Genomic DNA, 14,716 nt, shown 5'->3' on the forward strand with positions numbered 1-14,716 from the left:
GGTGACCGCCGCCGACGCCCGGCGGGGCTTCGAGGCGGACCCCCCCGGGGGGGGCGATACCGCCATCGAGGCGGAAGGGACCGACGCCGCCGACGAGGAGGCCATCCGGGGGCTTGTCAGGAAGGCCGACGCCGTGGTGGAGCTGCTGCCCGGGCGCTTCGCCGCACCCACCGGCCTGATCGCCGCGGAGGAAGGCAAGCCGCTGGCCAGCTCCATGTACTACCTCAATCCGGCGCTGAAGGAGCCCGAGGCGAGACGGCGGCAGGAAGAGCTGCTGCAGCGGATCGACGACACCGCCAGGCGTAACGGCGTAGGGATCGTCAGCGAGTTCGGCATGGACCCGGGTCTGGATCTGCTGGTATCGGCGGATCTGCTGCGTCAGTTCGACCGGGTCGACCAGTTCCACTCATACGGTGCGGGCTTCCCCGAGCCCGAGGCGGCCAAGGGCAATCCCCTTGGCTACAAGTTTACCTGGACGGTCCGGGGCGTCATGTCCTCCTATCGGAGACCGGGCCGGTACCGCAGAGGCGGCGACGACATCGATGTGGGCGCCACGGAGATGTTCGCGCCGGAGCACACCCATCTGCTGGAGCTCCCCGAGGTGGGCGGTACGCTGGAGTGCTTCCCCAACGGCAACGCCCTGGACTACGCCGAAACGCTGGGCATCGCCGACACCGCCGCCGACATCGGCCGCTACATCTGCCGCCGGCCGGGGCACGGGGCCTTCTGGCACCGCATGGCGGAGTGCGGCTTTCTGGACGACGAGCCCCTCGACGTAGAGGGTGCCGGGGTGGTCCCCGCGGCGTTCACCGCCTCGATCCTCAGCGCGCGGGAGGAGTTCTGGTACAAACCGGAGGAGCGGGACATCGCCCTGGTCCGCGTGGACGTGGAGGGCATGGCCGGGGGCGAGCGCAGGCGCCGCATCGCCCAGATGATCGACCGCCGCGACCTGGAAACAGGCTTCACGGCCATGCAGCGCACCGTGGGCTTCCCGGTGAGCATCGCCGTGCAGCTGCTGCTGGACGGACGGATCGCATCGACAGGGCTCCTGGGTCCGGCGGATATCCCGCTGGAGACGGTGGCCCCGGAACTGGCGCAACGGGGGATGCAGGTGGAGCAGCAGGACGCCCCGCCGCGGACCCCGGCGTCTGCGAGGTGATGCGCAGAGACGAGACCAGGGGGCAGGGGACAGAGGCAACGGGTTCGAGACGCAAGAGGAAAGGAGTATAGCACATGGAAATCGAAGGAAGTTTCGGCATTCTTTCAATGGCGCCGGTGATCCTGGCGCTGGTTCTGGCCTTTCTGACACGGGACGCGATCTTCTCGCTGCTCGTCGGCTGCGGGGTGGGCGTGGTCATCGCCGGGTTCAATCCCGCAGCGGGGATGGTGAGCCTCTTCAAGGAGGCCCTGGGCAACGGCTGGTTCATCTGGGTGATGATGATCGAGGTGGCCGTGGGCATCATGATCGCATTCTATCTACGGTCCGGCGTGATCGGGGCCTTCACGGAGTGGGCGTCGACCCGCATCCGCTCCCGCCGCGGCGCGGGAGGGCTGGCCTGGCTGCTGGGCATCTTTGTCTTCTTCAGCGATTACTTCAGCCCGCTTTTCAGCGGCCCCATCGCCCGGCCCGTGACGGACAAACACAAGGTCTCCCGGGAGATGCTGGCCTACCTGCTGGACTCCGGCAGCGGCCCGGTCTGCACGCTGATCACCATCAGCGGCTGGGCGGTCTACATCGCCGGCCTCATGCAGGGGTACGGCCCCATCGAGAGCGCCTCCGACGGCATGACGGTCTTCATCCAGTCCGTTCCCTACAATCTCTACGCCTGGTTCGCCGTGATCCTCGCCGGGCTGGTGGCCTTCGGGCTCTTCCCCCTGTTCGGCCCCATGAAAAAGGCCGAACTCCGGGCCCGGAACGAGGGCAAGGTGCTCCGCGACGGCGCCACGCCGCTGGCGGGCAAGGAGATGGACGATGTCAAGCCCCTGGAGGGCAAGAAGACCAGCCTCTTTGTCTATCTGGTGGTCCCCGTGACCATCGTGGTGGGATACGCCGTAGCCACCTTCGTCATCCTGGGCAGCACCAAGATCCTGGAGGCCTTCTTCTTCGCCGTGATGTACCAGGCCGTGGCCATGGCCGTGGGCGGGTACTTCAAGAGTGTGAAAGACGGCATGGAGGTAGCCACCAACGGGATCAAGGGGGTCATCCCCGCCATTCTGATCCTCTCCATGGCCTACTGCATCAACACCATCTCCAAGGGCCTGGGCGCCCAGGAGTACATCATCTCCCTCACCGAGACCTGGATGACCGCCGGGATGCTGCCGGTGATCACCTTCGTCACCGGGGCGATGATCTCCTTCTTCACGGGGACCTCCTGGGGCACCTACGCCATCCTCACGCCCTTCGTCCTGCCGGTGGCCATGAACCTCTCCGGCGGCGCGGTGGACCCGGTGGTCCTCGCCACGGTGGGCGCCGTGGTCGGCGGCGGACTCTTCGGCGACCACTCCTCCCCGCTTTCCGACACCTCGGTGCTCTCCTCCTTCGGCGCCGCGTCGGACCACATGGACCACGTAACCACGCAGCTTCCCTACGCCCTCCTGGCCGGCGGCCTGGCCTGCGTTATCTTCGTCGTTATGGGAACGATGCTGGTCTAAGCGAAACCGCTATCCGCAACGGCGCCCCGGGTCTCCCGGGGCGCTCCGCATGCAAAGGAGCGCATTGTCATGACATCCACACCGCTACTGGGCGTCCTCTGCTGGGAGGAGGGCGCGTCCCCCAGGGGGCTGCAGCAGCTTGAATCCCTGAAGGGCAACAGCACCAACCCGGCGACCTATCCCTTTCCGGTGCGCTTTGCGCACGTGCCGGGGGCCAATCTGGACACCATCCTCCGAAACCCCGACCGGGCGGTCCACCGGCGCATGATCGACACCGCCGGCGAGCTGGTCCGGGAGGGGGTGCGCTTCCTCACCACCAGCTGCGGCTTCAATGTCCTGCTGCAGGGGGAGCTGGCCCGCGCCGTGCCGGTGCCGGCGGCCACGTCGAGCCTGCTGCAGGCGCCCGCCGCGACCCGCCTCTGCGGCGGCAGCGTGGCCGTCATCACCGCCCACGGCCCTTCGCTGACGGGGGAACACCTCCGGGCCGCCGGCATCACCGACGAGGTGGACCACCACGTCCACGGGATGGAGCGCTGCCCGGAGTGGAACACCATCTTCACCGCGCCGGACCGGGAGATCGATCTGGATGTGGTGGGCGGCGAGGTGGTCGCGGTGGCCCGTTCCGCAATGGAGACACACCCCCACACCGGCGCCTTCGTCCTGGAGTGCACGGACCTGCCGCCCTTCGCGGAGCGGATCCGTGCGGCCACGGGCCTGCCGGTCTTCGACTACACCACGATGGTGCGTTCCATCGCCGACGCGCTGGGGATCGCCGCAACGGATCGCTGAAGGACCGGTCGCCAAGACGGGAACCGGCGAAGCCGGTTGAGCGACGACAGCGCAATCAGACAAGAGGGCAGAGATCGGAGGGAACCACCCATCCCGCACCGATACCCTGCAAGGGAGGGAACAAGATGAAACGGATCCTCGTACTCGGCGCGGGGCGCGTGGCGGCGCCCTGCGTGGACTACCTGGCCAGACAGAAGGGGCTGACGGTGACCGTGGCGGACATCTCGGCGGAGAATCTGGCCGCCGTCACAGCCGGCACCGGCGCCGACAGCCTGCAGCGGGACGCCGGCGGCGATCCCGGCGGCCTCCTCGACGAGGTGCGCCCCGACATTGTGGTGAACCTCCTGCCGCCGGAGCTCATGGCCCCCTACGCCAGGGCCTGCTGCGACCGGGGCGTCCACCTGGTGCATCCCGCCTATCTGGACGACGACACCCGCTCCATGGCGGAGGAGATCAAGGGCAAAGGCCTGGTCTTCGTCACCGAACTGGGCCTGGACCCGGGGATCGACCACATGTCCGCCGCCCGGACCATCGACACCATCCACGGCGAAGGCGGACAGGTGGAGCGCTTCCTCTCGGTCTGCGGAGCGCTCCCCGCACCGGAGGCCAACACCAACCCCTGGGGCTACAAGCTCTCCTGGGCCCCGGCGAGCCTGGTGGGCGCCAGCAAGCGGACCGCCCGGGTGCTGCTGGACGGCGCGGAGCACCGCTGGCCCGACGGGGAGACCTTCGAGCACGTGATGCTGCAGGAGGTCCCCGGACTGGGGGTCTTCGAGCTCTACGCCAACGCCGACTCCATCCCCTACATCGAGGCCTACGGCATCCCCGAGGTGCGCACCATCCTCCGGGGGACCCTGCGCTACCCCGGCTGGTGCGAGACGATCTGCGCCATGAACAGCCTGGGCCTCTTCGACGAGACCACCATGGACCTGTCGGGGCTGACCTACAGAGGCTTTCTGGCCTCCCTGCTGGGTGTCGCCGAAGACCAGGCGCAAGCCGAGCTCCGCCGTCGGCTGGGGCTCAAGCCCTACGCGGCGGTGCTCCTGCGGCTGCAGTGGCTGGGCCTGGTCGACGACCGGCCGCTTCGCGCGGGGCTCTCCACGCCGCGGGATGTGGTGGCATCACTCTTTGCCGAGAAGCTGGTCTACCGGAAGGGCGAACGCGACCTGGTGGTCCTGATGGACGAGTTCACCGCCTTCTTCCCGAACACAGGGGAACGGGAGCGCTTCCGCTCGCTGCTGACAGACAGCGGCACGGTGGGCGAGGCCACCTCCATCGCCCGCACCACCGGCATCCCCCCGGCCATCGCCGCCCGGTTCATCGCCGAAGGGCGGATCGCCACGCCGGGGCTCCACATGCCCACCCTGCCGGAGATCTACACACCCGTCCTGGCCGAGCTGGAGCGTGAGGGCATCGCCCTCGCCGAGGAGCGCCACCGGCTCTCCTGACCACACAACGAGAGAACCTCCCTTTGCGCCACACACCACACAGAGCCCGGCCCTTTCGGGGCCGGGCTTGCCTGTGTCTGAAGGGCGGCAACCTGTTCCGCCGGCAGCGGGAGACGGCAGGCCTGTCTGATCCCGGGTCTTCCGCCGCAGCAGATGGTAGAATGTGGAGCGAAGGAGTGGCGCTGCGCTGCAGCGCCACCGCAACAAGGGGGTATCTGTTGTGCGAAACTGTTGGCTGAACCGCTGCAGCACCTGTATCGCAACATTCGTCACGGTGCTGGCGCTTGTCTCCTGTACGGCAGGAACAGCCGCCGCCGTGCCGGGGGATCCCTTCTCCCGGGACCACACCATCCTGAAGCATCCCGACCTGATCGCCCTGCTGGAGGTGAGCGAGAGCGCAACCACAGGATTGCAGGCGGACTACGTCTCCCCGGACCGCCAGGGCGGGAGCCTGACCCCGCAGTGGCGCGCGTCCCTCACTCCCGGCACGCCTGTGGAAGCGCGGGACGGCCTCGCCGCCGCCGTGGGGACCCGCTCGCCGGACCACCCCATGATCGCCGCAGGGATGGCCTATATGCAGGAGGAGGCCGGCACAATCCACTTCCACCTCACCACCTACCATCTGGACGCGGAGAACAAAGAGATCACCCTGGCTCAGGACTACAACTCCGGGATCAATACGGCCACCCTGGCGGCGTTCTTCCACCAGGACAAAAGCATCTCCGCCTGCGACTGGACCGGCGACGGCACATCGGACTACGCCTGCGCCGTCTACGCGAACAGCGACAGAAAGGATATGGGCTACTTCATCATGACGGCCGACGGCGACCCCGCCACGCCGAACCACGTCATCACCACGGCCATCAGCAGCAGCCAGTCGGTGGGCGCCACCCAGGCCTGCCTCGACACGGCCCTTCTGGACGTCACCGACGACGGCCGGAAGGAGCTGCTGGTGCTGGCCAAGGAACAGGACGGCCACTACAACCTCCGGGCCTTCCAGGTGGAAAGCGACCTCACCTGCAAACCCCTGGAGGGCGACCCCTACACCGTGGCCCGCTACGACCCCGATGACTGGACCAACTCCTGCGCCCTCAGCCCGGGGGACAGCGACGGCGACGGAACGAAGGAGCTCGTCGCAGGATACACCACCGGCGACGGCGGAACGGCCCGCCTGAAGGTGCTGGAACCCGCCGACCAGCAGGACGGCGTTGCCTGGACCAGCCGCTGCAAGGGGCAGATCACACCCGGTGACGGCATGGAGGACAGCCACTTCCCCATGAGGGTCTGCGACCTCAACGGCGACGGCCGGGAGGAGTTCGTCTTCGCCGCAGCCGGCCCGTCGCTGCATATCGCGGGCGTCGGCAGCGACGGCTCCTCCATTGTGGAGCTGGCCGACAGGGATGTGCCGGACCCCGGGACGTCCTGGAGGGGGCTCGCCCTGGCCACAGGGGCCTTCACCCTGGGCTTTACGCCCTGGAACCCCGAAAGCCCCCCGCAGCAGATCGCCCTCTACGCGGCGAAACAGGTCAACCAGCCTTCCGATGGCAGGCTCTGGCTCTACGAACCGACTCTGGACGAACAGGGCGGCATCACCGGTGTGGACGAGCTCTCGGAAGAGCGCTGGAAGAGCGCCTATGACTACGGGGTACTCCTGCCGGGCGACTTCGCCGGCGACGCCCTGCGGCTCGGACCGCCCACCAAGATCACCGTGGAAAACCACATCACCCCGCTGGTGGTGATGCGGGAGCCGCCCAAGCACCTGGACTACACCCGTTCCCTGGACGCCGCCGGCTGGGACAAATGCAACATCACCCGCTCCACCTTCTACTACACCCAGTTCCTTGACAAACAGACCAGCGAAAAGATCGTCACCACCAGGCAGCAGACCTCGAACAGCTTCGGCCGCACCTTCTCCTCCACCCAGCAGGGGAGCCTCAACCTGGGCGTGGCCGAGGTCTCCGCCAAAGCGAAGGAGTCCTTCGGCAAGAGCTGGAGCTCCCGGTCATCCAGCTACCACCGAAGCTACGACGAAACGACCACCCAGATATCGGCCAGGACCACCAAGGGGGACATGGTCTCCTACCGCTGCCAGGATATGGACATCTACCGCTACCCGGTGATCGGCGACACAGGCTCACCAGGGCAGACCTACTATCAGGTGGTCATCCCCGAACCGACGCGGACCCACATCGCCACCGGCCGGGACCTCACCTGGTACCAGCCCCCCCATATCCCCGGCAACCTGCTCACCTACCCCTGGAAGAAGGAGCTCCCGGGGACCGACCCGCAAAGCGCCGACCTGCTGGGCGGCGACACCACCTACGAGCTGGGCAACGCCGTCACCTGGGACGTCTCCTGGACCCACTCGGTGGCCTCCGGCGACACAACCCGGACGTCGGTGGAAAACAGCAACACCGAGAGCTTCTCCACCACCCTGAAAGGAAAGGGCGAATACCTCTCGGGCGAACTGAAAGCGGGCGTCACCTTCACCCACGACCACTGCTCGGCACAGAGCACCTCCAACCGCAACAGCATCACCGAGACCAGCGGTTTCACCGTGGCGCTGCCCTCCTTCCCGGGGAGCGAGCTCTACGCCTACGACGTGACGCCCCTGGTCTACAGCACCGACATGGGCAACCTCGCCGCCACCTACCTGGCGGACATCACGGCCAGAAAACCGCAGTGGTGGATCAGACGCTACGGCGGCGCGCCCAACCCCGCCCTGGGGCTGCCCCACCAGTGGTACCTCTACAAATTCTCCAAACCCACCGAGGAGGATGAATGGCGGTGGAACGCCACGGGCGCCGACCGCGACCGGCTGCAGGGGATGTTCTTCCTCGACAGCACCGGGAAGAAGCGGGGACACGCCCTCAACAAGGACGCAACAGGCATGGACAAGCCGGTGCGGATCCGCTGCCGCATCTACAACCTGGCCGTGCAGAACGCCGGAACCGACGTGAGCCTCACCGACCTGCCGGTGCGGTTTTCCCTCTCCGGCGACCACCTCCGCGGCGGCGCCCAGACCATCGGCACCGACCATGTGGATATCGCCCCCTACGGCAACGCCGAGGCCGCCAACTGGAGCTGGGCGGAGGTCAACTGGGCCCTCGCGGACGTCCCCGAGGGCAGCTACCGCATCCTGGTGGAGGCGGACCCCGACGACACCATCACGGAGCTCCCCCACCACGACAACGGCGACCTGTACAGCGACAACCGGGGGTGGTTCGAGGTCTACGTCCACGAGGGCGCCGGCAACCCGGGGACGGCGGCGCACTCGCTGCACGAGCTGGACGGCGCACTGGAAGTCTCCCCGGACCGGGTGGACCCCGGCGGGGCCGTCACCATCGAGGCGGACATCCACAACCCGGGGAGCCACAGCGCCACCCGCGTCTTCGTGGCCTTTGCCGAGGGAACGACCGGCGACACCATCGCCCACAGGCTGATCCCCGGGATCGCCCCGGGCGACACCCACCACCTGACGGTGCGGCACTTCCCCGCCGGCGCGGGGCGCCACAGCGTCACCATGGCGATCGACGATTCGGAGCACGAGCTCGCCGAGGTCAGCGCCTCCTACCGCGTGGGGACCGACCCGGAAGGAGGCTGCACCACGGGGGACTCCCCCTGGGCGCTGCTTGTGCTGCTCCCCGGCGTGATCCTGCCGGCGGCGCTGCGGAAGCGGTAGGGCTTCGGAGGCACCTCTCTCCTCTCAGCGGTGCTTGTACTGCCGCACATTCCCGGCTTTCCACAGAAGTTGAGGATGATTCGCGGTATTCTGCCGGAGCCTGGCATCGCTGGTGAGGAGTGAAGGAACAATCTGTCCTTCATCGTTAATGCGGGTCAGAAAAGCTCGTTCGCCTGGGGCAAGGGGCAGCAAAATCGACAATGCCTTTCGACACTGATTGACAAGGCGGTTGCTGTAGTCAACGGGCTTCTCTTTTGCTTCAGGGATGCTCTGTCTGAGTGTTGGGCGCAGCTGGCTCGCCACATCGGCATGGTTGCACACTATATCGTTGGTTGTTACGTTTCGCCAATCCTGACGGACCATTGCACCATATACCACGAAGGCAAAACGCAAACATGATATATCAAAATGCTGACCAGCGAAAATGCGCCAGCTATCGAAGAGATCTCTTGCCTTGCTGCGAGCGAGTAATGCGACCAGTTTCCCTGCAGCGAGTTCATGGAAGTCCAAAACAGGGAATACTATGGACAGCGGTCCCACAGGAAATGAGGAGCGTTCCACAACAGGCCAGAGGGGAATCCGAAACATGTAATTCAGGTCTACCTCGAGATTACCAGTGTACCCAAAGACACTACTGTATCGCAGCGACCATTTCCCACCGGCATGCTTGCCTCGGGGCTGTTGGCGAACGCGCATATGTTCGCGGGAAGCGATCTGATACAAAGCACGTTCGATAGACGGCCGTTCTTCCGCCATCCGTGTCGGCGAGGCAGACCCAATGTAATTCAGATCGATATCCACCGAGAGTCTTGGGATATCAAAAATAAAAAGATTTAATGCAGTTCCGCCTTTGAGGGCAAGCTTGTCGCGGAGAAAGGGGTGCTCTTGGATAGCAACGAGAAGGCCCAATAACCTTACAACTTTTTCCAGGGTTTTTGCCTCAAAAGACATACTAAAAGCAACGGAATTCAAGTCATCCTTTGACATCATCATAGAATTTGCTCCCAGAGCTGCGTCGCCACCTCTTCCGGCACCATGAGATTCCACCGTGGTACATACCGGCCGGATCTCCTCCGACTTCGGTCAAGATAATGCACGCTTTTCGGCCGCATTTTCTCCAGCTCCCGGAGGTACGCCTCGCCGACCATCAACCGTTCGCGGTTCCGCTCGAGGTAGAATCCCACCTTGGCCGCTGTCGTCGCATTTTCGAGCAGTGCGACGTATGCCACTATCCTGTCGAGCTTGAAATAGTCGACAAAGTCGAGCGATCTCCACAGCTCTTCCCACCCTCCTGCCAAGTCGGGGCGGGTAAAGCAATCCACAATGGTACGTTCAAGACTCGTCACGGGGATATCCAGATCCCGATGATAGTTCGTCTCGACCTCTGCCTGTTCGCTATCTTTGCGTCGCAGAACCGCCGGGAAACGCACACCCCGAAAGCGATTGTTCCGGAACTCGAAGGCTCTGGAAGGTTCCTTCGCCGAAAAGAGAAAGCAATGCCAAACAGAATAGGCCCAGCCGTGGAGTTCAAGGGCCGTATGATGGGAAAGGACGGCGTCCTCTTCAGCCTTCGCCGCGATCTGAAATGGATCAACCAGATAGTGTTCAGGCGAAACCCCTCGGGGCACGACTGCGTACAAGCCCCGGCGCACCTGCAACAGCCGCCCAGTTCTTCGATGGTAGCCCAGGAGTGCTTCAACCCTTCTGGACCCGCTTTCCGTATCGATTTCCAGATAATCCATAAGCTCCTTTTTCCGGAAAACGGGATGTGACCTGAAAAATGCCTCATATCTCATGGGAACGCACCCTTTGACAACGATGTCAGTAATCCACAACTATGTTATGGGTTACGGCCGGTATTGTCAAACAGGGCACGTCCTCTCTCTGACGGGGACAGCATAACGGGACCGGATCCGCCCGTCTTCGTCATCAGCTCAGTCTCCGCAGCGGCCCTCAGGGAAGAGAGGGCCCCACGGACCTCAGGTTGAGCACCCCATGTCTGTGGTAGTATGGCAGTGTGGGTTTTCGAGGGAAGGGCGGATTCTCCACCAGCGATCCGCCTTCAGTCAGCGGAGAGAGCCGGGAAAGGAGCGATACCATGGAATATCTGGCGGTCATTGCGGGCGGCGCAGTGGTGATCGGGATCATCATGATGCTGGCGCGGCGCCACGACAGGAAGATGGCCCAAAGCCCCTACGGGCGCTACCGCAAGGTGGACAGAGGCTACCACGACGACGGCCCGGACATCGACCTGGACGACTAGAGGGCAACCGAAGGATACCGGTCGGCGGGGGCCACCTGCTGGTAGCCCGAGGAACTGCCGCGGCGACACAACAACGAGCCGCCGGGGACCGGTGCGCCCGATGCCGATTTCTATGCGGTCAACCGGCGGCACCCTCTCGTATCCAGGTAACAGAGAAAGCGGGCCTCCGCCGGAGAGAGCTGGGACTCCTTCTTTCCAAAGATAGCCGGGTCGAACTCGTCCCGGAAATCCATGGCGATACGCTTCTTCCCCGCCTCGACGGCCTGCTCCCGGGCCACCCGCCATGCCCGAAGCTCCCGGCGCAGATCGTCGATAAGCTTGTCCGGCGGGGCATCGGCATAGGTGGCGGCAATATCTTCAACAATGTCCAGCTCGGCATCAGAGAAGTAGTCCAGGTCGGGTTCTACGTTCTCCCGCACCTCCAGGCAGCCTGCCCCGGCGGGGACGAAACGGAAATAGACACCCTCCAGCCCAAACCGTTCGTCGTAGAGATCGACGGGCACGGCGCCCATCTCGACGGCGTCGTATTCCAAACCGAGGGAGGGGACGCCATATCGCTTCAAAAACCGAAAATCCAGCAGCGCCAGCGCGTTGTACAGCCATGTCTGCCTGGGGCAGGAACCGCTTCGTCTGGCGTGGGCCCTCGCGAACAGGGCCACGGCGTTGCCGATCTTCTCCTTCTGGAATGGGATCATCGCTCTCTCCCCCTCATCGCAGCACAAAGGCACATCATCCAACGGCCCCTCCGACCACAACCGCACGCTACACCGACGTATCAACGGAATGCCTGCACGGTTCACTGCCATTATACACGCAACCCCGCGCTGAAAAGGCGCTGTCACCGACCACCGCGGGGTTGCGTTATCCCTTTCGTTTCGGGTGTACGGCGATCACGGCCAGGGCCGGGGGCAGGTTGCCGCACCCTGGGCAGACCCACCCCAGAGGCCGCGATCACCGGATCCCCGGGATCCCTGATGTCCAGCAAAAGCGCGCCCGAGACACCCCGCCGACATTGGGCGGTCATCCCCTTGCGGGGAGGGTCAACAGAGGGTCGCGCTGCCGGGCGCTACGCCTCCTCCAGGCCGACCCGTTCCCGGATGGCGCTCCAGGCGGCCTCCAGGGGTTCCCGCAGCTGGTCCAGGGGGATCCTGCGGTCGGCCAGCTCCTCGGCGGCGCGGCGGTTGAAGGGCAGTTCGCCGAAGATGGCGAAGCCCTCCTCGCGGCAGGCGTCGCGCATTCTCTGGGCCTGCTCGGGCGCCAGATCGGTCTTGTTGATCACCACGCCGATGGGCACTTTGAAGCGGCTGGTGACCTCGCTGAGGCGCTTGAGGTCGTGCCAGCCCGAGGGGGTGGGTTCGGTGACCACCACGGCCAGGTCCACGCCGGTCATGGCGGAGATGGCCGGGCAGGCCAGCCCAGGCGGTCCGTCCACCAGCAGCAGGCCGTAGCCCTTCTCCTCGGCCTCCCTCCGGGCGTCGGCGCGGAGCTGGGCCACCAGCATCCCGGAGTTCTCGCCCCCCGGATTGAGCCGGGCGTGCCACATGGGTCCGTAGGGGGTGACGCCGTGGTAGACCCGCCCCTTCTCCACCTTGTCCATGGTGATGCAGTTGGGGACGGGGCAGACCATGGTGCAGGCGGCGCAGCCTTCGCAGAAACCCGTATCCACCCGGGCGACGTTGTTCTCGAAGGCGATGGCGTCGAACCGGCAGGTCCGCAGGCAGCGGCCGCAGCCGATGCACTTGGACTGGTCCACCATGGCCACGTCCATGCCGTGGAAGGGTTCGTCGCTGTCGTTCTCCGGGTGCAGGGGGATCCAGAGGTTCGGCGCGTCCACGTCGGTATCGGCGATCACCGCCTTGCCCCCGGCCATGGCGGCCAGACAGGAGGTCAGCGTGGTCTTGCCCGTTCCCCCCTTGCCGCTGAGGACGACGATCTCCTTAACACTCATGCGATACCACCCCGCTCTTTCAGCTCGGCGATGACGCCGTCGATCACCTTCCGCCACCCCTCGTCCACCTGGTAGGGCGGAACGCCGCGGGCGTAGGCGGCGGCCACCTCGCGGGAGAAGGGCAGCTCGCCCAGCACGGGCGCGCCGAAGCGCTCCGCCAGGGCGCCGATGTCGGCGCGGCCCATGTCGCTGCGGTTCACCACCACGCCGGCGGGTGTTCCCAGGTCGGCGGCCACCTGGAGGGCCATGGTCAGGTCGGCCTCGCCGAAGGGCGTGGGCTCGGTGACCATCACGGCGTAGTCCACCTGGCTCAGGACGGCCACCACGGAGCAGGCCGTGCCGGGCGGCGAATCGATGATCTCCACGCCTTCGCGGCTTGTGCTGTCCAGCAGCTCTTCGATAACGGGCACGGCATTCATCTCGCCGGTGTTGAGCCGGCCCTCCACAATCTGACCGCCTTCAATCCTGTAGCGCCGGAGCTCCCCCACCGGACGGGGGTACTCGGTGATCGCCCCGGTGGGGCAGACCATGGCGCAGACCCCGCAGGCGTGGCAGAGTTCGTCGGTCACGATGGCGGGCTTATCGCCAAAGACATTGATCGCCCCGAAGCGGCACTCCTCGGCGCATCTCCCGCAGGAGGTGCACTTCTCGGGGTCCACGCCGGGCACATCCACGTTCACGAGGCTGCTTTCCAGCGGTGTTCCTTCCAGAATCAGGGCGAGGTTGGGCTCCTCCACGTCGGCGTCGAGCCCCGTCGCCCCCTTCCAGGCCGAGAGCAGCGAGGCGGTGACACAGGTCTTGCCCGTTCCTCCCTTGCCGCTCGCAACGGCTATTCGCATGGTTTCATCCACTCCGTTTCCTCATGCTAGTGTTCGTGGCCGGTCTCCCCGTGGCTGCAGGAACTCTCCCCGCAGACGATCCGGCCCGCGGCCGCCGCCTCGACGGCCTCCTCCACGGTTCCGCCGACACCCACGAAGGTTTCGATCCCCAGCTGCTCGAAGACCGCGCAGGCCTTCCGGCCCATACCGCGGGCCAGCACCCACTGCGCCCCCTCGTCGCTGAGCCATCGGGGGATGGCGCCCGGCGCGTGGCCTGGGTTCTCTTCCTTCCAGGTGGAGACCACCCTGCCTTCCTCGATATCGGCAAACACATAGTAGGGCGCCCTGCCGAAGTGAGCGGCCACCTCTCCGTTCTCTGCTGCGATCGCGACACGCATGTCGTTTCCCCCTTCGATGTGGTCTTCGTTCTCGCGCGGATACGCGGCCCCTATCTTACCAAGAAAAACGGGGGAGTCGCCTCCCCCGCATCCTATGCGCCCATACTCCACGGTGTTTCCCGCAGCGGTGCGCGGCTATTCCTCTGTATCGAGCTCCTCCAGACGCTTTTGCACGGCGTCCATCTGCTGCTGCATGGCCTTGAGCTCCTGCTGGAGCATGGCGCGCTCGTCCTGGGCGCTCGGCGGCTGCGGCTGCGGCGGATAGCCGCCGTATGCATAGGGACCCGGCGCAGGCGCCGGTCCGGCGGGTGCGCCCCAGCGCATCCCCCAGCGCGGACCACCGCCCCAGCCCCATCCGGGGCCGCGGCCGCCCCCGCGGAATCCGCGTCCGCCCCAGGGGTTCGTGAACCCCGGAGCGCCGTTCCCCGCGCAGTATCCTGCAGCGCGTCCTGTCATCGGGCCGTATCCGGCCGGTCCGGTACGATCTCCACCTGGCATGTCGATTCCCCCTTTATTGAGAATGCCTCTCAATAAGAAGAATACATCGGCCGAAGGGGTTTGTCAAGAACCTGGAGGGATCCTCGATCCGCAGGTTGGCGAGTTTTCGCTTCCCCGAGAGGCCGCCGGAGCGTTTTTTCGGGCGCCGGGCCTCTGGAGACGTCTCCCTCGCCGTATTGTGACTACAATTCCGCTACCACGCACCTTCTCAGCTCAAGTC

At 65.6% G+C, this 14,716-nt stretch carries 13 protein-coding genes; 6 read left to right on the top strand and 7 right to left on the bottom strand.

The window, feature by feature from the left end:
- The 5 genes from K9L28_09215 to K9L28_09235 form a co-directional block, all read left to right on the top strand.
- Nucleotides 1–1,159, top strand: a 1,159-nt coding sequence (locus tag K9L28_09215; protein MCF7936508.1) for a hypothetical protein, incomplete at its 5' end; no start/stop codon positions are given.
- Nucleotides 1,160–1,233: 74 nt separating this feature from the next.
- Nucleotides 1,234–2,652: a hypothetical protein gene (locus tag K9L28_09220; GenBank protein ID MCF7936509.1), complete on the top strand. Its 1,419-nt coding sequence runs from the start codon at nt 1,234–1,236 to the stop codon at nt 2,650–2,652.
- Between the two features lie 69 nt (nt 2,653–2,721).
- Nucleotides 2,722–3,441 (top strand): aspartate/glutamate racemase family protein, encoded by a 720-nt coding sequence (locus K9L28_09225; GenBank protein ID MCF7936510.1) that lies wholly within the window; start codon nt 2,722–2,724, stop codon nt 3,439–3,441.
- 125 nt (nt 3,442–3,566) lie between these two features.
- Nucleotides 3,567–4,889 carry a saccharopine dehydrogenase NADP-binding domain-containing protein gene (locus K9L28_09230; GenBank protein ID MCF7936511.1) on the top strand — a complete coding sequence of 441 codons (1,323 nt, stop codon included), beginning with the start codon at nt 3,567–3,569 and terminating at the stop codon, nt 4,887–4,889.
- A 220-nt stretch (nt 4,890–5,109) separates the two neighbouring features.
- Complete coding sequence (locus K9L28_09235; GenBank protein MCF7936512.1) at nt 5,110–8,571, top strand: hypothetical protein; 3,462 nt, start codon at nt 5,110–5,112, stop codon at nt 8,569–8,571.
- Nucleotides 8,572–8,595: 24 nt separating this feature from the next.
- Here the strand turns inward: K9L28_09235 and K9L28_09240 are convergent, their stop codons facing one another.
- Nucleotides 8,596–9,564, bottom strand: coding sequence for a nucleotidyl transferase AbiEii/AbiGii toxin family protein (locus K9L28_09240; GenBank protein MCF7936513.1), 969 nt, complete (start codon nt 9,562–9,564; stop codon nt 8,596–8,598).
- Nucleotides 9,561–10,367, bottom strand: coding sequence for a type IV toxin-antitoxin system AbiEi family antitoxin domain-containing protein (locus K9L28_09245; GenBank protein ID MCF7936514.1), 807 nt, complete (start codon nt 10,365–10,367; stop codon nt 9,561–9,563). The genes K9L28_09240 and K9L28_09245 overlap by 4 nt, the downstream gene beginning before the upstream one ends.
- 302 nt (nt 10,368–10,669) lie before the next feature.
- Here K9L28_09245 and K9L28_09250 point away from each other — a divergent pair, with 302 nt between their 5' ends.
- A complete protein-coding gene (locus K9L28_09250) occupies nt 10,670–10,834 on the top strand; it encodes a hypothetical protein (protein MCF7936515.1) in 165 nt (54 codons plus the stop codon).
- A 110-nt stretch (nt 10,835–10,944) separates the two neighbouring features.
- On the opposite strand, the gene K9L28_09255 is transcribed toward K9L28_09250, so the two are convergent.
- From K9L28_09255 to K9L28_09275, 5 genes are all read right to left on the bottom strand, one after another.
- Entirely contained in the window at nt 10,945–11,529 is a 585-nt protein-coding gene (locus tag K9L28_09255) for a SocA family protein (GenBank protein ID MCF7936516.1), read from the bottom strand.
- 371 nt (nt 11,530–11,900) lie between these two features.
- On the bottom strand, nt 11,901–12,782 hold the full coding sequence (locus tag K9L28_09260; GenBank protein MCF7936517.1) for an ATP-binding protein: 882 nt from the start codon (nt 12,780–12,782) through the stop codon (nt 11,901–11,903).
- On the bottom strand, nt 12,779–13,621 hold the full coding sequence (locus K9L28_09265; GenBank protein ID MCF7936518.1) for an ATP-binding protein: 843 nt from the start codon (nt 13,619–13,621) through the stop codon (nt 12,779–12,781). The genes K9L28_09260 and K9L28_09265 overlap by 4 nt, the downstream gene beginning before the upstream one ends.
- 26 nt (nt 13,622–13,647) lie before the next feature.
- Nucleotides 13,648–13,998 (bottom strand): NifB/NifX family molybdenum-iron cluster-binding protein, encoded by a 351-nt coding sequence (locus K9L28_09270; protein ID MCF7936519.1) that lies wholly within the window; start codon nt 13,996–13,998, stop codon nt 13,648–13,650.
- Between the two features lie 135 nt (nt 13,999–14,133).
- On the bottom strand, nt 14,134–14,496 hold the full coding sequence (locus tag K9L28_09275) for a DUF5320 domain-containing protein (GenBank protein MCF7936520.1): 363 nt from the start codon (nt 14,494–14,496) through the stop codon (nt 14,134–14,136).
- Between the last annotated feature and the right edge of the window lie 220 nt (nt 14,497–14,716).

The organism is Synergistales bacterium, assembly GCA_021736445.1.
In the GTDB taxonomy this organism is placed as follows: Bacteria; Synergistota; Synergistia; order Synergistales; family Aminiphilaceae; genus JAIPGA01.